The sequence below is a fragment of the Agromyces sp. NPDC056523 genome (genome assembly GCF_042794545.1).
GTDB lineage: Bacteria > Actinomycetota > Actinomycetes > Actinomycetales > Microbacteriaceae > Agromyces.
Window position 1 is genome coordinate 322,841 of record NZ_JBHTTM010000003.1, and the last position, 21,668, is coordinate 344,508.

20 protein-coding genes are annotated in these 21,668 nt (G+C 70.7%); 12 read left to right on the forward strand and 8 right to left on the reverse strand.

Annotated features, from left to right (window positions below):
- Window positions 1-7: 7 nt before the first annotated feature.
- From ACFQ58_RS12385 to sdhC, 6 genes are all read right to left on the reverse strand, one after another.
- A complete protein-coding gene (locus ACFQ58_RS12385) occupies window positions 8-850 on the reverse strand; it encodes an exodeoxyribonuclease III (RefSeq protein WP_376951417.1) in 843 nt (280 codons plus the stop codon).
- A 42-nt stretch (window positions 851-892) separates the two neighbouring features.
- Complete coding sequence (locus tag ACFQ58_RS12390; protein WP_376951418.1) at window positions 893-2,218, reverse strand: YhjD/YihY/BrkB family envelope integrity protein; 1,326 nt, start codon at window positions 2,216-2,218, stop codon at window positions 893-895.
- Window positions 2,219-2,345: 127 nt separating this feature from the next.
- On the reverse strand, window positions 2,346-3,113 hold the full coding sequence (locus ACFQ58_RS12395) for a succinate dehydrogenase iron-sulfur subunit (protein ID WP_376951419.1): 768 nt from the start codon (window positions 3,111-3,113) through the stop codon (window positions 2,346-2,348).
- 1 nt (window position 3,114) lies between these two features.
- Window positions 3,115-4,920, reverse strand: a complete 1,806-nt coding sequence (gene sdhA, locus ACFQ58_RS12400; RefSeq protein WP_376951420.1) for a succinate dehydrogenase flavoprotein subunit — start codon at window positions 4,918-4,920, stop codon at window positions 3,115-3,117.
- Between the two features lie 7 nt (window positions 4,921-4,927).
- Complete coding sequence (gene sdhD / locus ACFQ58_RS12405) at window positions 4,928-5,371, reverse strand: succinate dehydrogenase, hydrophobic membrane anchor protein (protein WP_376951421.1); 444 nt, start codon at window positions 5,369-5,371, stop codon at window positions 4,928-4,930.
- A 9-nt stretch (window positions 5,372-5,380) separates the two neighbouring features.
- The gene (sdhC, locus tag ACFQ58_RS12410; protein ID WP_092671291.1) at window positions 5,381-5,800 is read right to left on the reverse strand and encodes a succinate dehydrogenase, cytochrome b556 subunit; all 420 of its coding nucleotides are present in this window, start codon (window positions 5,798-5,800) and stop codon (window positions 5,381-5,383) included.
- A gap of 137 nt (window positions 5,801-5,937) precedes the next feature.
- Here sdhC and ACFQ58_RS12415 point away from each other — a divergent pair, with 137 nt between their 5' ends.
- The 11 genes from ACFQ58_RS12415 to ACFQ58_RS12465 all read left to right on the forward strand — a co-directional run bounded on the left by ACFQ58_RS12415 (window position 5,938) and on the right by ACFQ58_RS12465 (window position 17,451).
- A complete protein-coding gene (locus ACFQ58_RS12415) occupies window positions 5,938-7,056 on the forward strand; it encodes a mannose-1-phosphate guanylyltransferase (RefSeq protein ID WP_376951422.1) in 1,119 nt (372 codons plus the stop codon).
- A 19-nt stretch (window positions 7,057-7,075) separates the two neighbouring features.
- Complete coding sequence (locus tag ACFQ58_RS12420) at window positions 7,076-8,137, forward strand: BMP family protein (protein WP_376951424.1); 1,062 nt, start codon at window positions 7,076-7,078, stop codon at window positions 8,135-8,137.
- A 180-nt stretch (window positions 8,138-8,317) separates the two neighbouring features.
- The gene (locus tag ACFQ58_RS12425; protein ID WP_376951426.1) at window positions 8,318-9,415 is read left to right on the forward strand and encodes a BMP family protein; all 1,098 of its coding nucleotides are present in this window, start codon (window positions 8,318-8,320) and stop codon (window positions 9,413-9,415) included.
- 166 nt (window positions 9,416-9,581) lie between these two features.
- On the forward strand, window positions 9,582-11,099 hold the full coding sequence (locus ACFQ58_RS12430) for an ABC transporter ATP-binding protein (protein WP_376951427.1): 1,518 nt from the start codon (window positions 9,582-9,584) through the stop codon (window positions 11,097-11,099).
- Window positions 11,096-12,442 (forward strand): ABC transporter permease, encoded by a 1,347-nt coding sequence (locus ACFQ58_RS12435; RefSeq protein ID WP_376951429.1) that lies wholly within the window; start codon window positions 11,096-11,098, stop codon window positions 12,440-12,442. The genes ACFQ58_RS12430 and ACFQ58_RS12435 overlap by 4 nt, the downstream gene beginning before the upstream one ends.
- Entirely contained in the window at window positions 12,439-13,761 is a 1,323-nt protein-coding gene (locus tag ACFQ58_RS12440; RefSeq protein ID WP_376951431.1) for an ABC transporter permease, read from the forward strand. Before ACFQ58_RS12435 ends, ACFQ58_RS12440 begins: the two co-directional genes overlap by 4 nt.
- A gap of 13 nt (window positions 13,762-13,774) precedes the next feature.
- Window positions 13,775-14,194: a cytidine deaminase gene (locus tag ACFQ58_RS12445; protein ID WP_376951432.1), complete on the forward strand. Its 420-nt coding sequence runs from the start codon at window positions 13,775-13,777 to the stop codon at window positions 14,192-14,194.
- On the forward strand, window positions 14,191-15,492 hold the full coding sequence (locus ACFQ58_RS12450; protein ID WP_376951434.1) for a thymidine phosphorylase: 1,302 nt from the start codon (window positions 14,191-14,193) through the stop codon (window positions 15,490-15,492). The genes ACFQ58_RS12445 and ACFQ58_RS12450 overlap by 4 nt, the downstream gene beginning before the upstream one ends.
- 52 nt (window positions 15,493-15,544) lie before the next feature.
- Window positions 15,545-16,666 (forward strand): adenosine deaminase, encoded by a 1,122-nt coding sequence (locus tag ACFQ58_RS12455; protein ID WP_376951436.1) that lies wholly within the window; start codon window positions 15,545-15,547, stop codon window positions 16,664-16,666.
- A gap of 15 nt (window positions 16,667-16,681) precedes the next feature.
- Complete coding sequence (locus tag ACFQ58_RS12460) at window positions 16,682-17,170, forward strand: PTS sugar transporter subunit IIA (RefSeq protein ID WP_376951437.1); 489 nt, start codon at window positions 16,682-16,684, stop codon at window positions 17,168-17,170.
- Entirely contained in the window at window positions 17,167-17,451 is a 285-nt protein-coding gene (locus tag ACFQ58_RS12465; protein WP_376951439.1) for a PTS sugar transporter subunit IIB, read from the forward strand. The genes ACFQ58_RS12460 and ACFQ58_RS12465 overlap by 4 nt, the downstream gene beginning before the upstream one ends.
- Before the next feature lie 13 nt (window positions 17,452-17,464).
- Here the strand turns inward: ACFQ58_RS12465 and ACFQ58_RS12470 are convergent, their stop codons facing one another.
- Together ACFQ58_RS12470 and ACFQ58_RS12475 are read right to left on the reverse strand one after the other, a co-directional pair.
- Window positions 17,465-19,183: a phospho-sugar mutase gene (locus tag ACFQ58_RS12470; protein ID WP_376951440.1), complete on the reverse strand. Its 1,719-nt coding sequence runs from the start codon at window positions 19,181-19,183 to the stop codon at window positions 17,465-17,467.
- A 66-nt stretch (window positions 19,184-19,249) separates the two neighbouring features.
- A complete protein-coding gene (locus tag ACFQ58_RS12475) occupies window positions 19,250-20,074 on the reverse strand; it encodes a purine-nucleoside phosphorylase (RefSeq protein WP_376951441.1) in 825 nt (274 codons plus the stop codon).
- A 118-nt stretch (window positions 20,075-20,192) separates the two neighbouring features.
- On the opposite strand from ACFQ58_RS12475, the gene ACFQ58_RS12480 reads away from it, so the two are divergent.
- Window positions 20,193-21,635 carry an NAD(P)H-quinone dehydrogenase gene (locus ACFQ58_RS12480; RefSeq protein WP_376951442.1) on the forward strand — a complete coding sequence of 481 codons (1,443 nt, stop codon included), beginning with the start codon at window positions 20,193-20,195 and terminating at the stop codon, window positions 21,633-21,635.
- The last annotated feature ends 33 nt before the right edge of the window (window positions 21,636-21,668 follow it).

Here is a 21,668-nt window from a genome sequence, read left to right on the forward strand (position 1 = left end):
CAGGTCCTCAGGGTTGGATGGCGTAGTCGACGACGACGGGGGCGTGGTCGGACCATCGCTGGTCGTAGGCGTCGGCGCGGTCGACCGTGTAGGCGGCCACCGCCTCGGCCAGCTTCGGGGTCGCGAGCTGGTAGTCGATGCGCCATCCGCTGTCGTTGTCGAACGCCTTGCCGCGCCACGACCACCACGTGTACGGCCCGGGGACCTCGCCGGCGACGCGTCGGCCCACGTCGACCCAGCCGAAGCCGGCGCCCGCGTTGTACTGGTCTTCGCCCTCGGCGCCCATGAAGCGGTCGAAGTACTCGCGCTCCTCGGGCAGGAAGCCGGCGTGCTTGAGGTTGCCCTTCCAGTTCTTGATGTCGAGCGTGCGGTGGCCGACGTTGAGGTCGCCGACGACGACGGCGAGCTCGTGGTCGGCGAGTTGCGCCATCCGCTCGCTCATCGCATCGAGGAAGCGGTACTTCTCGACCTGCTTCGGGGAATCGGCCACGCCCGACGGCACGTAGCAGCTCACGACCGTGACGATGCGGCCGTCGACCTCGTAGTCGGCCTCGAGCCAGCGCCCGGCGGTGTCGTGGTCGCCGACGCCGAGCTCGACGCGGTGGATGCTCGCGTCGGCGCGGCTCGCGATCGCCACGCCCGCCCGGCCCTTCGCGGTCGCCGGGTCGTGCACGATGCTCCACTCGTCGCCGAGGAGCTCAGCGACGTCGTCGGTGGAGGCCCGGACCTCTTGCATCGCGAGGATGTCGATGTCGCGCGCGGCGAGCCACTCGCCCATGCCGCGGCGGAACGCCGCCCTGATCCCGTTCACGTTGGCGCTGGCGATACGGAGCGGGGACGCGGAGGGCATGCTTTCGATCCTAGGCGAGGCCACCGACCACGCCGCCCTGACTCAGGCGTTCGGGCGGTCGCCGCCGTTCCGGTCGTTCGGCGCCAGCCAGGCGCGCGGTCGGGCGGGCGGTGGGGGCGGGGCGTTCGCCTCGAGCTCGGCGAGTTCGCGTCGCGCCTTCGTCAGCCGTCGCTCGGCGACCACCCGTTCGTACCAGCGCGCGGCCGCGAGCTCCTGGCTCGCCTCGCGCACCCGCACTCGCGCCGCCGTCACGAGCGCCTCGTACTCCCGGACCCGCCGCTCCGCCTCGAGCTGCTCGGCCGTGACCCGTCGGAGCGACTCGTTCCGGTCGGCGGCCTCCACCGCGATCCACGACGCGGCGACGAGGATGATGATGCTAGCGATGCGGAACCAGAGCAGCAGCGCCACGAGCACAGCGAACGTCGCGAGCAACGGGTTCGACCCGGCCCACGAGAGCACGAAGCCGCCGGCGAGCTGCAGCACGCTGAGCGCCGCGGAGCCGAGCAGCGATCCCGTCCACATCCGGCGCCACGGCATCTCGGCGCCCGACAGGAACCGGAACATGACCGCGAGCGCGAGCGTGTCGATGACGAACACGATGGCGAGCGCGCCGAGCTGGAGGGTGGCGCTGACGACGGGGGAATCGGTCGTCAGCCCGATCCCGAGCAGGCTGAACACCCAGTCGAGGAACCCGGTCGCCACGATCGAGAGCACGGCCGCGACGAGGATGGCGAGGCCGAACATGAGCGCGGCGAGGAAGTCGCGACCCTTGAGGTACAGGTAGGCGCGATCGTCCTTGGGCAGGCCGAAGATGCTCCGAACGGCCATCCGGGCGTACGTCACCCATCCGATGGCCGTCCAGACCAGGCCGCCGAGGGCGACGGCACCCGTCCACCCGAAGAGGCTCGTGCTCGCGGTGGCCGCCTCCTGCAACGCCTCGGGGGTGATGACCCCGTTCTCGCCGACCAGGCCCGGCGCGTACGTGTTGATGAGGGTGATCAGGGCGTCGAGCGTCTCGTCGTCGCCCAGCAGCCAGATGCCCGCGACGGCGAAGACGATGTAGATCGCCGCGAACACCGCGAACAGCGACTGGTAGCTCATGCCCGCGGTGAGCAGGAACCCGTTGCGGGCGAGGAAGTGCCGCCACACCCGCACAGGGAAGAGCGCCATCGTCCGCTGCGTGAGGTCCTCGACCTTCGCGATCGGCTCGTCGAAGCGCTCGCGCATGCTCTCGGCGACATCGGCGGCGGTGGACCGCGGCCGGTCGTCCGATGCGGGGCCGGATGGCGCGGGCGTCCCACCGTCGGTGGGCGCGCCCGAGGCACCGTCGGGCGTTCCGTTCCCGCGCCCCCGATCGCGTTCGCTCACACGCTCACCCTAGCGAGCGGATGCCGCGGCACCGGCGCGGCGAAGGGCCCGGCTTCGGCGTGGCGTCACGGGAACGACGGAGGGGCCGGCGCGACGCGCCGACCCCTCCGCGGGACGATGATCGGACTCAGGGCGAGCCGCGCAGGATGGCCTGCTTGACCTCGGCGATCGCCTTCGTGACCTCGATGCCGCGAGGGCATGCGTCGGTGCAGTTGAAGGTCGTGCGGCAGCGCCACACGCCCTCCTTGTCGTTGAGGATGTCGAGGCGCACCTTCGCCTCGTCGTCGCGCGAGTCGAAGATGAACCGGTGCGCGTTCACGATGGCGGCGGGGCCGAAGTACTGGCCGTCGGTCCAGAACACGGGGCACGACGAGGTGCACGCGGCGCAGAGGATGCACTTCGTGGTGTCGTCGAAGCGGGCGCGCGACGCGACGTCCTGGATGCGCTCCTTGCCGGGCTCGGGCGTCGAGTTCGCGATGAGGAACGGCTGCACCTCGCGGTAGCTCGCGAAGAACGGCTCCATGTCGACGATGAGGTCCTTCTCGAGCGGCAGGCCCTTGATCGCCTCGACGTAGATCGGCTTCGAGATGTCGAGGTCCTTGATCAGCGTCTTGCAGGCGAGGCGGTTGCGGCCGTTGATGCGCATGGCGTCGGAGCCGCAGATGCCGTGCGCGCACGAGCGACGGAACGTCAGCGAGCCGTCCTGTTCCCACTTGATCTTGTGCAGCGCGTCGAGCACGCGGTCGGTCGCGTACATCTCGACGTCGAAGTCCTGCCAGCGCGGCTCGGTGTCGACGTCGGGGTCGAAGCGGCGGATCAGGAACGTGACGGTGAAGGCCTGCGTGGCGGCATCCACCGTGCCGGTCGACGCGTTCTGGAGCGTGGCGGTCGTCACGTCAGTACTTCCTCTCCATCGGCTGGTATCGGGTGATCGTCACGGGCTTCCAGTCGAGCCGGATGTGGTCGGCCGCGTGCGTGGAGTGCGGGTCGCCCGAGAGATAGGCCATCGTGTGCTGCATGTACTTCGCGTCGTCGCGGTTCGGGAAGTCGTCGCGCATGTGGCCGCCGCGGCTCTCCTCGCGGTTGGCGGCGGACGTCACGACGACCTCGGCGAGGTCGAGCAGGAAGCCCAGTTCGACGGCCTCGAGCAGGTCGGTGTTGAACCGCTTGCCCTTGTCCTGGACGGCGATGTGCCGGTAGCGCTCGCGCAGGTTCGAGATGACGGATGCCACGTGGGCCAGCGACTCGCTGGTGCGGAACACCTGCGCGCCCTTGTCCATCTCGTCCTGCAGCTCCTTGCGGATCGCCGCGATGCGCTCGGTGCCGTCGGAGTCGCGCAGCGTCTCGAGGAGCGCGCGCACGCCGGCAGCGGGGTCGGCGGGCAGCGGGGTGAAGTCGACGGTCTTGACGTACTCGACCGCGTTGCGGCCGGCGCGCTTGCCGAAGACGTTGATGTCGAGCAGCGAGTTGGTGCCGAGGCGATTCGAGCCGTGCACCGAGACGCACGCGCACTCGCCGGCCGCGTAGAGGCCGGGCACGACGGTCGTGTTGTCGCGCAGCACCTCGGCCGCGACGTTGGTCGGGATGCCCCCCATCGCGTAGTGCGCGGTGGGCATGACCGGGACGGGCTCGTACACCGGGTCGACGCCGAGGTACGTGCGGGCGAACTCGGTGATGTCGGGCAGCTTGGTCTCGAGCACCTCGGCCCCGAGGTGCGTGCAGTCGAGCAGCACGTAGTCCTTGTGCGGACCGGCGCCGCGGCCCTCGGCGACCTCTTGCACCATGCACCGGGCGACGATGTCGCGCGGCGCCAGGTCCTTGATGGTGGGGGCGTAGCGCTCCATGAACCGCTCGCCCGAGGCGTTGCGCAGGATCGCGCCCTCGCCGCGCGCGCCCTCGGTGAGGAGGATGCCGAGCCCCGCGAGGCCGGTCGGGTGGAACTGGAAGAACTCCATGTCCTCCAGCGGCAGCCCCTTGCGCCAGATGATGCCGACGCCGTCGCCCGTGAGGGTGTGCGCGTTCGACGTGGTCTTGTAGATCTTGCCGAAGCCGCCGGTGGCGAAGATGATCGCCTTGGCCTGGAAGACGTGGAGCTCGCCCGTGGCCAGCTCGTAGGCCACGATGCCGGAGGGCTGGGGTACGCCGTCGACCTCGGTCATCACCAGGTCGAGCGCGTAGAACTCGTTGTGGAACTCGATGCCGAGCTTGACGCAGTTCTGGAACAGCGTCTGCAGGATCATGTGGCCGGTGCGGTCGGCGGCGTAGCACGCGCGGCGCACCGGGGCCTTGCCGTGGTCGCGCGTGTGCCCGCCGAACCGGCGCTGGTCGATCTTGCCCTCGGGCGTGCGGTTGAACGGCAGGCCCATGTTCTCGAGGTCGATGACCGCGTCGATGGCCTCCTTCGCGAGGATCTCGGCGGCATCCTGGTCGACGAGGTAGTCGCCGCCCTTGACGGTGTCGAAGGTGTGCCACTCCCAGCTGTCCTCCTCGACGTTCGCGAGCGCGGCCGCCATGCCGCCCTGCGCCGCGCCGGTGTGGGAGCGGGTCGGGTAGAGCTTCGAGATGACGGCCGTCTTCGCGCCGGGCCCGGCCTCGATGGCCGCGCGCATGCCGGCGCCGCCTGCGCCGACGATGACGATGTCGTACTGGTGGTGGTGGACGCCGTCGACGACCGTCGTGTCGACGTGGTTCTCGGTGGTCACGTGTCTCCTATGCGGTGCAGAACGAGGGGAGGAGCTCGGCCGGCGATCCGGCGGGGCACGGGTCGAACGTGAAGATCACGAGCGTGCCGAGCACGAGCAGGACGACGGTCGCGAGCAGCAGCGCGCCCTTCAGCACCTTCTGCACCGCGCCGGGGCTCGTGTAGTCGTTGATGATCGTGCGCATGCCGTTCGCGCCGTGGATCAGCGCGAGCCAGAGGATCAGGAGGTCCCAGACCTGCCAGAACGGGCTGGCCCACTTGCCGGCGACGAAGCCGAAGTCGATGGCCTTCACGCCCTCGCCGTCGACGAGGTTCACGTAGAGGTGGCCGAAGATCAGCACGACGAGGACCACGCCGGAGGCGCGCATCCAGATCCAGCCCCACTTCTCGAGGTTGACGCCCTTCCGCGGCGCCGGCCGCGCCGGGGTGCGCGGGGATTCGATGACGGTCATCTCGCGCTCCTAGTGGCTGAAGACGTTGATCAGGTGGCGCGGGGTGAACGCGAGCATGGTGAGGACCCACAGCGCCACGACGACGTAGAAGAGGACCTTCTGGTTGCGGGTCGCCCACGACCAGAAGTCGACGAGGATGATGCGCAGCCCGTTGAACGCGTGGAAGACGATCGCGCCGACGAGGGCCACCTCGCCGAGGCCCATGATCGGCGTCTGGTAGGTGCCGATGACCGCGTTGTACGCGTCGGGGCTCACCCGCACGAGGGCCGTGTCGAGGATGTGCACGAGGAGGAAGAAGAAGATCGCCACCCCGGTGATCCGGTGCAGCACCCACGACCACATGCCCTCGCGGCCGCGGTAGAGCGTGCCGCCCGGCTTCTGCTGCGCCGGTTGGGGTGCGGTCGGGGTCCGTGTCGTCGTTGCGGACATGGACAACCCTCCTGGCGGTGTGCGTCGCCCGACTGTGGGCGTGACGGGACCGATGGCCCGGCACGAGTCTATCCCCGCCGCGCGCGTGCTTCGTTCGCCGCCGCGTCCATGCAGGGACCCGCCACTATCCTGATCGGATGCGACAGGCTCCCCTCGAACGCTTCTACAGCGTGATCCCCGCCGGCGGCGTCGGCTCACGGCTCTGGCCGCTGTCGCGCGCCGACGCGCCCAAGTTCCTTCACGACCTCACCGGGTCGGGTCAGACGCTGCTGCGCGACACCTGGGACCGCCTGGCGCCCCTGTCGGGCGAGCAGCGCATCATGGTGGTCACCGGCCGCGCGCATCGCGCCGCCGTCGAGGCTCAGCTGCCCGAGCTGGCCGACGAGAACATCGTCCTCGAGAGCGAGCCGCGCGACTCGACCGCGGCCATCGGGCTCGCCGCGGCGATCCTGCAGCGCCGCGAGCCGGGCGTGATCATCGGCTCGTTCGCGGCCGACCACGTCATCTCGGGCTCGACGCTGTTCCGCGAGGCCGTCGCCTCGGCGGTCGCCGCGGCCGACGCCGGGTACATCGCGACGATCGGCATCACGCCGACCGAGCCGGCGGTGGGCTTCGGCTACATCGAGTGCGGCGAGCCGCTCGACATCCCGGGGGCGGAGCACGCGTCGGCCGTCTCGAGCTTCGTCGAGAAGCCCGACCTCGACACGGCCCGCACCTACCTCGAGGGTGGCAAGCACCTGTGGAACGCGGGCATGTTCATCGCGCGCGCGGACCGGCTGCTCGAGGAGCTCGCGCGGACCAAGCCCGAGCTGCACGCCGCCCTCGTCGAGCTCGCGGCGGCGTGGGACGACCCCGCCACGCGCGGTCCGGCCGTCGACCGCATCTGGCCCGGGCTCGAGAAGATCGCCATCGACTACTCCGTGGCCGAGCCCGCCGCCGAGCGGGGACGGCTCGCGGTCATCCGCGGCCACTTCCAGTGGGACGACGTCGGCGACTTCGCGTCGCTGGCGAAGCTGAACACCTCCGGCCGTTCGGGCGAGCTCGCGATCCTCGGCGAGAACGCGCGCGTCCTCGCCGACGCCGCGAGCGGCATCGTGGTCAGCCGCGCCGACCGCGTGATCACGCTGATCGGGGTCCGCGATATCGTCGTCGTGGACACGCCGGACGCGCTGCTGGTCACCACGAGCGAGCACGCCCAGCGCGTGAAGGCCGTCGTCGACGCGCTGCGTCTCGGCGGATCCAGCGACGTGCTCTAGGCACGGGAAGGCGGTCGGGATGTCGGTGCGCAGGGTCGTCACGGTCGGAGCCGCGCTCGTCGCGGCATCCCTCGCGCTCGCCGGGTGCGGCCAGGCACCCGAAGGCGGCGACGACGGCGCCCAGGCCGAGGTCTGCGCCCGCATGGTCACCAACTCGGGCGGCCTCGAGGACCGTTCCTTCAACCAGTCCAGCTGGGAGGGCCTGCAGCAGGCCGAGGAGGAATACGGCATCGAGGCCGAGGCGCTCGTCTCGACCGCCGAGACCGACCTCGAGCCGAACGTGCAGCAGGCCGTCGACTCCGGCTGCGAGCTCATCGTCACCGTGGGATACGAACTCGCGCAGGCGACGCTCGACCAGGCCGAGGCGAACCCCGACCTGGCGTTCGCCATCGTCGACGAGGTGGTCGAGGCCGAGAACGTCAAGCCGGTCGTGTTCGACACCGCGCAGGCGTCCTTCCTCGCCGGATACCTCGCCGCAGGCGTCTCGAAGACGGGGATGGTGGCGACCTTCGGCGGTGGCAACCAGCCGCCGGTGACCCTGTTCATGGACGGCTTCGTCGACGGTGTCGCGCAGTACAACGAGGTGCACGGCACGCAGGTGCGCGCACTCGGGTGGGACAAGGAGGCCCAGGACGGCGCCTTCACGGGCGACTTCGAGGACGTCAACAAGGGCAAGGTGCTCACCGAGGGCTTCATCGACCAGGGGGCCGACGTGATCCTCCCCGTCGCCGGTCAGGTGGGCGAGGGTGCGGCGGCCGCGGCGCTCGAGCGCGGTGCGACGTCGATCATCTGGGTCGACAGCGACGGCTACGACACGCTTCCCGAGCAGTACCGCGCGGTGCTGCTCACGAGCGTCCTGAAGAACACGCAGCAGGCGATGGTCGAGATCGTGGGAGACGTCGTCGACGACTCGTTCACGAACGAGCCGTACATCGGCACGCTCGAGAACGGCGGCGTCGAGATCGCGCCGTACCACGACCTCGAGTCGCTCGTCCCGCCCGAGTTGCAGGGCGAGATCGAGGGCGTCAGGCAGAGCATCATCGCGGGCGAGCTGGTCGTCGAATCCCCGTCGACGCCCTGATCCCGGATGGCGCGTCCCCCGCTCGGGGGTGAGTGAACCCTGCTCATATGAGCAGAAGGTCGCGGCTTCATAACCATTGCCCGACCGGGCCGAACGACCCGTGGCGCCCGCCGAAACTTTGGGTAACGTGACTGCACGGTCCCCGAGACCTGATCGGGGTGCAGTCTTTTGGAGGACACTGTGACGTTCACGTTCAAGAAGGCCGCGTTCGGCGGCCTGGCGACGCTCGGCGCGGTCGCGCTGCTCGCGGGCTGCGCATCGGCTCCCGAGGAGTCCGAAGACGGCGGCGCCTCGGGCGAGGCGATCGACTTCCAGCCGTGCATGGTCTCCGACGCCGGCGGCTTCGACGACAAGTCGTTCAACCAGCTCGGCTTCGAGGGCATCACCCAGGCCAGCGACGAGCTCGGCGTCGAGGCGATCACCGTCGAGTCCGCGTCCGAGACCGACTACGCCCCGAACCTGACGAGCCTCGTCGACCAGGGTTGCGACCTCATCGTGACGGTCGGCTTCGCCCTCTCGGCCGCCACGGTCGAGTCGGCGCTCGCCAACCCCGACATCGAGTACGTCATCATCGACGACGCGGCCGACAACGACTTCGACGGCACCGTCGACTCCGAGAACATCAAGCCGATCCTGTTCGACACCGCCCAGGCGGCGTTCCTGGCCGGCTACGCGGCGGCCGACTTCAGCGAGACCGACAAGATCGGCACCTTCGGCGGCATGAACTTCCCGACCGTCTCGATCTTCATGGACGGCTTCAAGCAGGGCGCCGACTACTACAACCAGGAGAAGGGCACGAACGTCGAGGTCCTCGGCTGGGACGGCACCGACGGCCTGTTCACGGGCGGGTTCGAGGCGAACGACACCGCTCGCCAGGTGGCGCAGGGCCTGATCGACCAGGACGTCGACGTGGTGCTGCCCGTCGGCGGCCCGATCTACCAGTCGGCCGCAGCGGCGATCCGCGAGGCCGGCCGTGACATCGCCCTCATCGGCGTCGACGCGGACTTCACTGAGACCGACCCCGACGTGGCCGACCTCGTCCTGACCTCGATTCTGAAGGGCATCGACGTCGGCGTCTCCGAGGCCGTGCTCGCCGCCGGCCAGGGCGAGTTCGACCCGACGCCGTTCATCGGCACGCTCGAGAACGAGGGCGTCGGCCTCGCGCCGTTCCACGACTTCGAGTCGAAGGTCTCCGACACGCTCCAGGGCGAGCTCGACGAGCTGCGCGACGCGATCATCGCCGGTGACATCGAGGTCCAGTCCTACCTCGCGGAGTAAGGACACCCGTACGGAACGGGGAGGTCGGCACAGCCGGCCTCCCCGTTCGGCATTCCGGCTCGCGCATCGGCGCGCGCATCCCAACATCTGAGCAGGCCGCCATGAGCCGCTCCGACATCCGCGCAGCACCCCCAACGGATGCAGCGCCCTCACTAGGATCGGGGACATGAAGCTCGAACTTCGCGGGATCACGAAGCGCTTCGGCAGCCTGGTCGCCAACGACCACATCGACCTCACCGTTGAGGCTGGAGAGATCCACTGCCTCCTCGGCGAGAACGGCGCGGGCAAGTCGACGCTGATGAACGTGCTCTACGGCCTGTACACCGCCGACGAGGGCGAGGTGCTCCTCGACGACGAGGTGCAGCACTTCGCCGGACCGGGCGACGCGATGGCGGCGGGCATCGGCATGGTGCACCAGCACTTCATGCTGATCCCCGTGTTCACGGTCGCCGAGAACGTCATGCTGGGCAACGAGTCCACACGCACCGGCGGGCTGCTCGACCTGGCGGCCGCCCGCGAGAAGGTCCTCGAGATTTCCAAGCGGTTCGGCTTCCACGTCGATCCCGATGCGCTGGTCGAAGACCTGCCGGTCGGCGTCCAGCAGCGGGTCGAGATCATCAAGGCGCTCTCCCGCGATGCACGCGTGCTCGTCTTCGACGAGCCGACCGCCGTGCTGACGCCGCAGGAGACCGACGAGCTGATGGGCATCATGCGCCAGCTCAAGGAGTCGGGCACGTCCATCGTCTTCATCACGCACAAGCTGCGTGAGGTGCGCGAGGTCGCCGACCGCATCACGGTCATCCGGCTCGGCAAGGTCGTCGGCGAGGCGTCGCCCACCGCATCGAACGCCGAGCTCGCGTCGCTCATGGTCGGCCGTGCGGTCGAGCTGAAGGTCCGCAAGGAGGAGCCGACGCTCGGCGATCCCGCGCTCGTCGTCGAGGGCCTCACGGTGATCGACCCGCTCGGCCACCTCGTGGTCAACGAGGTGAGCTTCGAGGTGCGCCGCGGCGAGATCCTCGCGGTCGCGGGCGTGCAGGGCAACGGCCAGACCGAGCTCACCGAAGCGCTCCTGGGGCTGCAGGAGCATGTGCAGGGCACCGTCCGGCTCGACGGCGTCGAGCTCGTCGGCGCGAGCGTGCGCCGGATCCTGGAATCCGGCGTGGGCTTCGTGCCCGAGGACCGCAAGGAGGACGGCCTCGTCGGCGAGTTCACGATCGCCGAGAACCTCATGCTGAACCGCAGCGAGAGTCCGCCGTTCGTTCGGGCCGGCAGCCTGCAGCGCGGGGCGCTGGCCGAGTTCGCGCGCGAGAAGGTCCGCGAGTTCGACATCCGCACGCAGGGCATCGACGTCTGGGCCAGCCGCCTGTCCGGCGGCAACCAGCAGAAGGTGGTGCTGGCGCGCGAGCTGAGCCGCGAGCTCCGGCTCCTCGTCGCGGCCCAGCCGACCCGGGGCGTCGACGTGGGCTCCATCGAGTTCATCCACAAGCGCATCGTCGAGACCCGCGACGACGGCGTCCCGGTGCTCGTGGTCACCACCGAGCTCGACGAGGCCGAGGCGCTCGCCGACCGGATCATGGTCATGTACCGCGGGCGCATCGTCGGGATCGTGCCCGGCGACACCCCGCGCGACGTGCTCGGCCTCATGATGGCCGGCGAAACCCCCGCAGAAGGAGCGGCCGCATGAGCGACCCCCAGGAGCCGCGGGGCGACGCGCCCCGCGCCGACGAGCCCGACCTCGACATCGACGTCGTCCTCGAGGAACCCGGCGCCGTCGCCGAGGAGCCCGAGGCCCCGGCGCCCGAGGCCGCAGAGGTGGCTCCGCCGTCCCGCTGGCACACGACGCTGCGCGACATCGCCACCGGCAACGCCATCATCTCGGTGCTCGCCGTCCTGCTCGCATTGCTGGTCGGCGCGATCATGATCGCCTTCACCGATGAGCGGGTCCAGCAGACGAGCGTGTACTTCTTCGCGCGTCCCACCGACACGCTGGTCGCCGTCTGGGATTCGGTGTCCGGCGCCTACTCGGCGCTGTTCCAGGGTGCGATCTACAACTTCCGGCGCGACACCTTCATCGACGGCATCCGCCCGCTCACCGAGACGCTGACCTTCGCGACGCCCCTGATCGCCGGCGGCCTCGGCGTCGCCCTCGCGTTCCGCGTCGGCATGTTCAACATCGGTGGCCGCGGCCAGATGCTCATCGCGGCATCCGTCGCGGGCTGGCTCGCGTTCGGCTTCGACCTGCCCTGGGGCCTGCACATGCTCGTGGCGCTCGTCGGCGGCCTCATCGGCGGTGCGCTGTGGGCCGGCATCGCCGGCCTGCTCAAGGCGCGCACCGGCGCCCACGAGGTGATCGTGACGATCATGCTCAACTACGTCGCCTTCTACCTCGTGTCATGGCTGCTGCGCACGCCGGGCCTGCTGCAGGCACCGGGTTCGTCGAACCCCAAGACGCCGGCGATGAAGGAGACGGCGATCTTCCCCGCGCTCCTCGGCGACCAGTACAACCTGCACTTCGGCTTCATCCTCGCGGTGGTCGCCACGGTGATCGTGTGGTGGATCCTCAGCCGGTCGAGCCTCGGATTCAAGTTCCGCGCCGTCGGCATCAACCCCAATGCTGCGCGCGTCGCCGGCATCAACGTCAAGGGCATGTACGTCTACGCGATGCTCATCTCGGGTGCGCTGCTCGGTCTCGCCGGCGTCAGCCAGGTGCTCGGCACCGTCACGAGCGGGTTCACGGCCGGCATCGACGCGGGCATCGGCTTCGACGCGATCACGGTGGCGTTGCTCGGCCGATCCACGCCGTGGGGCACCTTCGCCGCGGGCATCCTGTTCGGTGCCTTCAAGGCCGGCGGCTTCGCGATGCAGGCCGCCGAGGGCGTGCCGATCGAGATCGTGCTCGTCGTGCAGTCCCTCATCGTGCTCTTCATCGCTGCGCCGCCGCTCGTGCGCACGATCTTCCGGCTGCCCGATCCCGACCGCCGGAAGCGACCGACGCGCGTCACCCCGAAGGAGGTGGTGGCGAAGTGAGCAGCTCGCTGGCGAACGCCCCCGTCGTGCCGCAGTCCACGTCGCTCGACACGACCGTCGTGACGAGCTGGAAGGCACCCATCGCCTTCGGCGTCTTCACGCTCGTGCTGCTCGCGTTCGCGGTGTTCGCGCCGCGATCCGGCGGTGCCACCACCACCTATCGGCTCTCGACGGCCAACGACGTCATCCAGCTGCCCGAGCTCACCGTTCCGGCGATGCCCGCACTGTGGACCGTCGTCGTCCTGCTGGGGCTCGTGACGGCGTACTCGGCGTGGCTCGTGTCGCAGAAGCGCCGCGTGCCGCTCTGGCTCGTCGTCGTCTTCGCGATCCTGTTCATGTTCGGCTTCCTGACATGGGCCGGCGCGGGCGCATCACTGCCCATGATCGGCCTCCTGTTCGGCTCGCTGAGCCTCGCCGTTCCGCTGATCTACGGCGCGCTCGCCGGCGTCATCGGCGAGCGCGCGGGCGTCATCAACATCGCGATCGAGGGCCAGCTGCTCGCGGGCGCGTTCACCGCGGCCGTCGTGTGCTCGATCGTCTCGTCGTCCACGGGCCAGGCCTGGCTCGGCCTCATCGCCGGCACCATCGCGGCGATGGTCGCCGGCATGCTCGTCGGCATGGTGCTCGCGGCCTTCGCCATCAAGTACTTCGTCGACCAGGTCATCGTGGGTGTCGTGCTCAACGTGCTCGTCGTCGGCCTCACGAGCTTCTTCTTCTCGCAGGTCCTCGCCCCGAACGCCGCCGCACTCAACAACACCGCTCAGCGCTTCGAGCGGCTGCCGATCCCGGTCCTCAGCGAGATCCCGATCATCGGGCCCGTGCTGTTCCGCCAGACCATCATCGTCTACCTCATGTACGTCGCCGTGGCCCTCGTCTACGTCGGCCTGTTCCACACGAAGTGGGGCCTGCGCGTCCGCTCGGTGGGCGAGCACCCGCAGGCGGCCGACACGGTGGGCATCAACGTGAACCGCACCCGGTTCTGGAACGTCGCACTCGCGGGCGCGATCGCCGGCCTCGGCGGCACGTTCTTCACGATCGGCTCGGGCATCGCCTTCAACAAGGAGATGACCGCGGGCGCGGGCTTCATCGCGCTCGCCGCCGTCATCTTCGGCCAGTGGGACCCGATCAAGGCGACCCTCGCGGCGCTGCTGTTCGGCTTCGCGTCGAACCTGCAGAACACGCTGTCGGTCATCGGCTCGCCCGTGCCGAGCGAGTTCATGCTCATGCTGCCCTACGTCGTGACGATCTTCGCCGTCGCCGGGCTGGTCGGGAAGTCACGACCACCCGCAGCCGAGGGCAAGCCGTACATCAAGTCCTGACCCGAGGAGCACCATGACCGCCCAGCACGCGATCGACTGGGACCACCTCCGCGAGATCGCCCGCGAGGCGATGGCGAAGGCGTACGTCCCGTACTCGCAATTCCCGGTCGGCGCGGCCGCGATCGCCGACGACGGCCGCATCGTGAGCGGATGCAACGTCGAGAACGCCTCGTACGGCGTCACGCTGTGCGCCGAATGCTCGCTCGTGTCCGCGCTCGTCATGTCCGGGGGCGGCAAGCTCACGGCGTTCACCTGCGTCGACGGCCACGGCAACGTGCTCATGCCCTGCGGCCGCTGCCGCCAGCTGCTCTACGAGCACTCGGCTGACGGCATGGTGCTCGAGACCGTCTCGGGACTGAAGACCATCGACGAGGTGCTGCCCGACGCGTTCGGCCCGCGACAGCTCGCCGAATTCCGAGGAGAGACCGCATGAGCACCGTCGAGGCCTTCGACGCCGTCGACCTGATCCGCACGAAGCGCGACCGCGGCGAGCTGTCGACCGCCCAGATCGACTGGCTCGTCGACGCGTACACCCGCGGGTACGTCGCCGACGAGCAGATGTCGGCCATGACCATGGCCATCTTCCTCAACGGCATGACGCGACGCGAGATCCGCGACATGACGATGGCGATGATCGCGTCGGGCGAGCGCATGGACTTCTCCGGCCTCGGCAAGCCCACGACCGACAAGCACTCGACGGGCGGCGTCGGCGACAAGATCACGCTGCCCCTCATGCCGCTCGTGGCGACCTTCGGCGTCGCCGTGCCCCAGCTGTCGGGCCGTGGCCTCGGCCACACCGGCGGCACGCTCGACAAGCTCGAGTCGATCCCCGGCTGGCGGGCCGAACTGTCGAACGACGAGATGTTCGCGCAGCTGCGCGATGTCGGCGGCGTCATCTGCGCCGCCGGCGCCGGCCTCGCGCCCGCCGACAAGAAGCTGTACGCGCTTCGCGACATCACGGGCACGGTCGAGGCCATCCCGCTCATCGCCTCGTCGATCATGTCGAAGAAGATCGCCGAGGGCACGGGGGCACTGGTGCTCGACGTGAAGTTCGGCTCGGGCGCGTTCCTGCAGGACATCGAGCGCTCCCGCGAGCTCGCGCGCACCATGGTCGAGCTCGGCGAGGATGCGGGCGTCGCGACGTCAGCCCTGCTCACCAACATGAACGTGCCGCTCGGACTCACCATCGGCAACGCCAACGAGGTGCGCGAGTCCGTCGAGGTGCTCGCGGGCGGCGGGCCGGCCGACATCCGGGAGCTGACCGTCGAACTCGCCCGCGAGATGCTCGCGCTCGCCGGCAAGCCCGACCTCGACGTCGAGGCGGCGCTCGACGACGGGCGCGCCATGGACACCTGGCGTGCGGCGATCCGTGCGCAGGGTGGTGACCCCGAGGCGCCGCTGCCGACGGCGCGGGAGCAGCACGTGGTCGTGGCCGACCGGGACGGCGTGCTCGTCCGGCAGGAGGCGCTGCCGTTCGGCATCGGCGCCTGGCGCCTCGGCGCGGGTCGCGCGCGCAAGGAGGACCCGGTGCAGCACGCCGCCGGCATCGACCTGCACGCCAAGCCGGGCGATCCGGTCCGCAAGGGCGAGCCGCTGTTCACGCTGCACGCCGACGAGCCCGAGCGGTTCGCGCGGGCGCTCGAGGCCGTCGAGGGCGCGTGGACCATCGGCGACGCCGGTGACGAGATCCAGGACGGCGGGCCCCTGATCGCCGACCGCATCGGCCGCTGACGCCGCGCGAAATGGCCGCGCCGGGCGAGGCGCGCGCCGCTATCGTGGTGGGGTGGACACGCGCGCGACCGACTACCGGCTCGAGGGGGACGGGACCGACATCCGGTCGCTGCCCAAGATCTCGTTGCACGATCACCTCGACGGCGGCCTGCGGCCGCAGACCCTGATCGAACTCGCAGAGGAGATCGGGCACGAGGTGCCCGCGACCGACGCCGAGGCGCTCGCGACCTGGTTCGCCGACCAGTCGAACTCGGGCTCGCTCGTCGAGTACCTGAAGACGTTCGACCTGACGACCGCGGTGATGCAGACGCGCGACGGCCTGGCCCGCGTCGCGCGCGAGTTCGCGCTCGACCTCGCCGAGGACGGCGTGATCTACGGCGAGGTGCGCTGGGCGCCCGAGCAGCACCTCAGCCGCGGGCTCTCGCTCGACGAGACGGTCGAGGCCGTGCAGGCCGGACTCGACGAGGGCGTCGATGAGGTGCGCCGGCAGGGCGGTCGCATCCGTGTGGGCCAGCTCGTCACCGCGATGCGCCACGCCGACCGAGGTCTCGAGATCGCCGAGCTCGCCGTGCGCCACCGCGATCGCGGCGTCGTTGGGTTCGACATCGCCGGCGCCGAGGCGGGATTCCCCGCCAGTCGGCACCGCACCGCCTTCGACTACCTCGCCACGCAGTTCCTCCCGGTCACGGTGCATGCCGGCGAGGGCGACGGCCTCGAGTCCATCCGCAGCGCCCTGTTCGACGGTCGCGCCCTGCGCCTCGGCCACGGCGTGCGCCTCGCCGAAGACCTCACGATCGAGCGCCAGGACGACGAGAACACCTACGTCTCGCTCGGTCCGGTCGCGCAGTGGGTTCGCGACCGCGAGATCGCGCTCGAGACGAGCCCGTCGTCGAACCTGCAGACCGGCGCGATCGCGGCGTGGGGCGACGAGCTCGTCGACCACCCGTTCGACCTGCTCTACCAGCTCGGCTTCCGCGTCACCGTCAACACCGACAACCGGCTGCAGTCGGGCACGAGCCTGACGCGCGAGCTCGCGCTGCTCGTCGACGCGTTCGGCTACGACCTCGACGACCTCGAGACGTTCCAGCTGAACGCCGCCGCCGCGGCGTTCCTGCCGCTCGACGATCGCGAAGACCTGCTCGAGCAGATCCAGGACGGCTTCGACGAGGCCTGACCCTTTCCGATCACGATGACCCTTCCCCCGCTCCCCGACGATGCCGTGATCCTCGCCGCTCGCGCCGACGACTGGCGTGCCGCCGTGCGCGAAGCCGGGCGGGCGCTGACCCGCTCCGGCGCGACGCGCGAGGGCTACGCCGACCGCATGATCGCGGTGCTCGAGGAGTTCGGCGCGTACATCGTCATCGCGCCGGGCCTGGCGCTTGCGCATGCGCGGCCCGGGCCCGACGTGGTCCGCAGCGGGCTGGCGGTCGTCACGCTCGCCGAGCCGGTGGCCTTCGGCCATCCCCACAACGACCCGGTGCGCGTGGTCGTCGGGCTCGCGGTCTCGAACGCCGAGGAGCACGTGGCGAGCGTGGCGGGCCTCGCGAACGTCTTCAACGATCGGTCGGCGATCGACCGGCTCGCCGACGCGCGCTCGGTGGCCGACGTGGTCGCGGTGTTCGACGAGGGCGGCGAGCCGTCCCGCGAGGCGACGGATGGCGCGGGGCCGGCCGCATGAGGATCGTCGCGGTGTGCGGGCTCGGCGTCGGGACGTCGGCCATCCTGAAGGCGAACGCCGAACGCGCGCTCGACCGGCTCGGGCTCTCCGCCGACGTGACGGCGAGCGACCTCGCGGGCGTCGCGGACGCCGCGGCCGACGCGCAGGTCGTCCTCACCTCGACCGAGCTCGCCGAGCGGGTGCGCGCCGCGCTCGGCCGGACCTGGTCCGAGATCGTCGAGGTCGAGAACTACTTCGACGTCGAGGAGATCGGCCGCAAGCTCGAGGCGTCGATCGGCTGAGGCCGAGGAAGGCTCAGGCGACGAGTTCGCGCATGCCCGCCTCGAGCCGCGCGACCATGTCGGAGGCGGCGGCGCGCCGCTCGGCGACCGTGCCCTCCGTCGCGGCGGCATCGATGTAGACCTTGAGCTTCGGCTCCGTCCCGCTCGGGCGCACCATGACCCGGGCGCCGCCGTCGAGCAGGATGCGCAGCACGTCGGAGGGCGGGAGCCCGTCGACGCCGCGCGCCAGGTCGTCGATGCGCTCCACGCCGACCCCGCCCACCTCGGTCGGGGGCTGGGCGCGCAGGCGCGCCATGACGTCGGCGATGCGCGAGAGATCGGTGACGCGGATCGACACCTGCGATGACGCGAACGAGCCGAACCGCTCGACGAATTCGTCGAGCAAGTCGGCGACGGTGCGACCGTCCGCTGCGGCACCGGCCGCGAGCGACAGGAACGCCACGCCCGCGGAGATGCCGTCCTTGTCGCGCAGGGTCGCGGGATTGACGAGGTAGCCGAGCGCCTCCTCGAAGCCGAACACCAGGCCGGGCGCCCGCGAGATCCACTTGAAGCCGGTGAGCGTCGAGGCGAAGTCGAGCCCGTAGGCACGCGCCACGGCCCCGAGGCCGGGGGAGGAGACGATCGAGCACGCGAGCGTGCCACGGGCGGCACCGTCGGCCCCCGCCGTGGCCGCGGCATCCGGACCGGCCACCCGCTCTGCGACCAGCCAGCCGAGCAACAGCCCGACCTCGTTGCCCGTCAGCCGGCGGTAGCCCGCGTCGGCGGAGGCGTCGGGGATCGCGATCGCAAGCCGGTCGGCGTCGGGATCGTTCGCGATGACGAGGTCGGCCCCGGCCGCGCGGGCCGCCTCGAAGGAGAGGTCCATGGCGCCCGGCTCCTCGGGGTTCGGGAACGCCACGGTCGGGAACCGCCCGTCGGGCTCGATCTGCGCCGAGACGAGCGCGGGCGCGTCGAAGCCCGCGGTCTCGAGCACTCGTCGCATCGTCTCCCAGCCCACCCCGTGCATCGCCGTGTACACGACGCGCGGCTGCGCCGGCGGTGGGCCGACGATGGCCGCCGTCTCGGCCACGTACGCGTCGACGACCGACTCGGGTGCCGTCTCGAAGGAACCGCGCGGCAGTTCGGGCACGGTCGTGCCCTCGGCGACCCGCGAGATGTGCGCGGCGATCTCGGCGTCGGCCGGAGCGACGATCTGCGAGCCGGCGTCGTCGCCGCCGAGGTAGACCTTCATGCCGTTGTCGTCGGGCGGGTTGTGCGACGCCGTGATCATGACCCCGGCGCTCGTGTCGAGGTGCCGGACGGCGAAGGCGAGCACCGGGGTGGGCAGCAGGCGCGGCAGCAGGATGGCGCGGACGCCGGCGCCGGCCATGACCTCGGCGACGTCGTGGGCGAAGGCCTGGGAGTTCCGGCGACCGTCGTAGCCGACGACCACCGACGGTGCCGTGCCATCCGTCGCCCGCTCGAGCACGTAGGCCGCGAGGCCCGCCGCGCCCTGGGAGACCAGCACGCGGTTCATCCGGTTGGGACCGGCGGCGATCTCGCCGCGCAGCCCGGCGGTGCCGAACTCGAGCCGGCCGTCGAAGCGATCGGCCAGGTCGGAGACCGCGGCGGCGTCGCCCGACCGCGCGCCCTCGACGAGGGCGGTGAGCTCGTCCCGGGTCTCGGGGTCGGGATCCTGGGCGATCCAGGCCTCGGCGAGGGCCATGCGGTCGGCGTCGGTGGACTGCGGCATCCGTTGCCTTCTCTCTGTCGATGCGGGGCGCGTCGTCGCGCCGCGAGGGCCGGGTGCGGTCGGCGGCTAGATGGCCGCGACGACCTTCGCGAGCAGGTCGGAGATCGTCGCCTCGGCGTTGCGGCCGGCCTCCATGACCTCCTCGTGGCTGAGCGGCGTGGTCTGGATGCCCGCCGCGAGGTTCGTGATGAGCGACATCCCGAGCACCTCCATGCCGGCCTGGCGGGCGGCGATCGCCTCGAGCGCCGTCGACATGCCGACGATGTGGCCCCCGATGGTCTTGGCCATCTGCACCTCGGCCGGCGTCTCGTAGTGCGGGCCGCGGAACTGCACGTACACGCCCTCGTCGAGCGACGGGTCGATCCTGCGGGCGAGGTCGCGCAGGCGCGACGAGTACAGGTCGGTGAGGTCGATGAACGTGGCGCCCTCGAGCGGCGAGTCGCCCGTGAGGTTGATGTGGTCGCTGATGAGCACCGGGGTGCCGGCCCAGTGCTCCTTGATGCCGCCCGCGCCGTTCGTGAGGATCATCGTCGTCGCCCCTGTGGCGGCGGCGGTGCGGACCGAATGCACGACCCGGCGCACGCCGTGGCCCTCGTAGTAGTGCGTGCGGGCGCCGATCACGAGCGCGCGCCGGCCGTTCGGCAGCGCGACCGATCGCAGCGTGCCGACGTGTCCCTCGACGGCCGGCTTCGAGAAGCCGGGCACCTGGTCGGCCGGGATGGTGTGCGTGGTCTCGCCGATGAGCTCGGCCGCGGCGCCCCAGCCCGAGCCGAGGGTGAGGGCCAGGTCGTGCCGCTCGACGCCGGTGAGCTCCGCGATGCGGGCGGCGGCGTCGCGGGCGATGGCGAACGGGTCGGCGGCGGGGTCGTCGAGCGGGTTCTGCTGCTGCATCCCCTCATGGTACGCAAGGCCCGGATGCCGCGGCACGGCGTGCGCGCCCGCGCGCTCGCCTGCGCGCGCCATCCGCTCGCCCGCCCGCGTTCGCGCGGCCGGTCGCCCGTGGGGAAGAATGGTCCGCATGTCGCATACCGAGTTCGAGCGCACGCAGCGGATCGCCGTACTCGGAGGTGGACCGGGAGGATACGAGGCCGCGCTCGCCGCGGCGCAGCTCGGCGCCGAGGTCACGCTCGTCGAACGGGCGGGCGTCGGCGGCTCGGCGGTGCTCACCGACGTGGTGCCGTCGAAGTCGCTCATCGCGACCGCCGAGGCATCGAACGCGGTCAAGGAGGCCGCCGACCTCGGCGTGCAGTTCTACGCGAAGGGCGACCAGGAGAAGGCCGTCAAGCCGCAGGTGGCGATCAACCTGCAGGCCGTGAACAAGCGGCTGCTCGGGCTGGCGGCCCAGCAGTCCGAGGACATGCGCTCGAACCTCATCGAGGCGGGCGTGCACCTCGTGCAGGGCGAGGGCCGGCTCGACGGCCCGAACGCGATCATCGTCTCGACCGCGAAGGGCGGCACCGACTTCGACCGCATCGAGGCCGACACGCTCGTGATCTCGACCGGGGCGACACCGCGCGTGCTGCCGACCGCGGTGCCCGACGGCGAGCGCATCCTCACGTGGACGCAGCTCTACCACCTCAAGCAGGTGCCCGAGCACCTCATCGTCGTCGGCTCCGGCGTCACCGGGGCCGAGTTCGCGTCCGCGTACCGCGCGCTCGGCGCGAAGGTCACGCTCATCTCGAGCCGCGACCAAGTGCTCCCGGGCGAAGATGCCGACGCGGCATCCGTCATCGAGAAGGTCTTCAAGCGCAACGGCATGAAGGTCATGAACAAGTCCCGCGCCGAGTCCGTCGTGGCCGACGCCGAGGGGGTCGTGGCGACACTGACCGACGGGCGCGAGGTGCGCGGCTCCCACTGCCTCATGGCGGTCGGGTCGGTGCCGAACACCCACGACCTCGGTCTCGAGGAGGCGGGCGTGCAGCTCGCCGAGTCGGGGCACATCCGCGTCAACCGCGTCGCGCGCACCTCGATGCCCAACATCTACGCGGCGGGCGACTGCACCACGTTCCTGCCGCTCGCGTCGGTGGCCTCGATGCAGGGCCGCACTGCGGTCTTCCACGCCATGGGCGACATCGTCAACCCGCCCGAGAACCGCAACATCACCTCGAACATCTTCACGCAGCCCGAGATCGCGACGGTCGGCTGGACCGAGAAGGAGATCGACGAGGGCGTCGTGCCCGGCGCGGTGTACAAGCTGCCGCTCTCGTCGAACCCGCGCGCGAAGATGATGGGCATCCGCGACGGCTTCGTGAAGCTGTTCGCCTCGGCCGGTTCGGGCGCCATCATCGGCGGCGTGATCGTCGCGCCGAAGGCCTCCGAGTTGATCTTCCCGCTCGCGCTCGCCGTCGAGCACCGCCTCACGGTCGACCAGTTCGCCGAGGCGTTCCCGGTCTATCCGTCGCTGACGGGCTCGCTGACGGATGCCGCGAGGGCCATGCACGTCGTACGCTGACCCTTGTGCGCCCTCGACGCCGACGGCGCGTGA